Below are 1,005 nucleotides of genomic sequence, written 5' to 3' on the forward strand. Positions count from 1 at the left end.
GGGCGCGGCCGTCGGCGCCTCGCGTGCCGCCGTCGACGCGGGCTGGTACCCGCACAGCAGCCAGGTCGGCCAGACCGGCAAGCAGGTCTCCCCGCAGCTGTACGTGGCCAACGGCATCTCGGGTGCCATCCAGCACCGGGCCGGTATGCAGACCTCGAAGACCATCGTGGCCGTCAACAAGGACCCCGAGGCCCCGATCTTCGAGCTGGTCGACTACGGCGTGGTCGGCGACCTCTTCCAGGTGGTACTCGGTGCCACGCCCTCCGGCGTTCGTCCACGCGGCCGGCTCACTCCGCGAAGGCCGCGAGGTGCTGGGTGAAACCGCCCTGGGAGGGCGGCAGCGGGCGCGGCTCGGGGTCCGGCACCGGCGGCGGCTCCTCCATCGGGAGCAGCCGCAGCTCCGGCTGCTCGGAGTCGGGGGAGGAGAGCAGGCGCACCCGGGTGCCGACCGGGACGGTGCTGCGCATTCCGTCCACGATGCACCAGACGTCGAAGCCCTCCGCCATCCGGATCAGCGACTTCTGACGGACCAGCGGCGTCCGGGCCTGCTCGACCGCGCAGCGCCGTACCACGCCGGTGCCCTCGCTGGGCTCCAGCCTGAGGTCGGTGGAACCGCAGGTGGGGCAGAGCAGCCGCTGGAAGGTCGGGTTGTTGCACCACGTACAGCGCTGGAAGTACAGCGTGGTGCTCCGGGTGTCGGCATCGATGGCTGGGTGGACCACGCTGTCATCTCCCTGGGCTCGGACCGGTTCGTTCGGCAGAAGTTCGACAGAAGTTCGGCACGAAAAGGATAGGGAACTCAGTACCGCCAAGGGAAGGCACTGAGTTCCCTTTTTGCCGCACGCATGCATAATGAAGGGTACTGAGTACCGTCGTGAAACAGGAGTGGCGATCATGAGCCAGGAGTTCGATCTCTTCCGTATCTCCGAGGAGCACGAGATGCTTCGTGAGGCGGTGCGTTCGCTGGCCGAGGCGAAGATCGCTCCGTTCGCGGCGGAGGTGGAC

3 protein-coding genes are annotated in these 1,005 nt (G+C 68.0%); 2 read left to right on the forward strand and 1 reads right to left on the reverse strand.

Annotated features, from left to right (window positions below):
- Positions 1–319, forward strand: a 319-nt coding sequence (locus tag OP86_RS32505; protein ID WP_033334485.1) for an electron transfer flavoprotein subunit alpha/FixB family protein, incomplete at its 5' end; no start/stop codon positions are given.
- On the opposite strand, the gene OP86_RS32510 is transcribed toward OP86_RS32505, so the two are convergent.
- The gene (locus OP86_RS32510) at positions 288–722 is read right to left on the reverse strand and encodes a PhlB family protein (RefSeq protein ID WP_051831200.1); all 435 of its coding nucleotides are present in this window, start codon (positions 720–722) and stop codon (positions 288–290) included. The genes OP86_RS32505 and OP86_RS32510 overlap by 32 nt on opposite strands.
- 172 nt (positions 723–894) lie before the next feature.
- On the opposite strand from OP86_RS32510, the gene OP86_RS38570 reads away from it, so the two are divergent.
- Positions 895–1,005: acyl-CoA dehydrogenase family protein (locus OP86_RS38570; RefSeq protein WP_167344250.1), on the forward strand; the 111-nt coding region annotated here is incomplete at its 3' end.

Source organism: Streptomyces novaecaesareae (assembly GCF_000716875.1).
Lineage (GTDB): Bacteria > Actinomycetota > Actinomycetes > Streptomycetales > Streptomycetaceae > Kitasatospora > Kitasatospora novaecaesareae.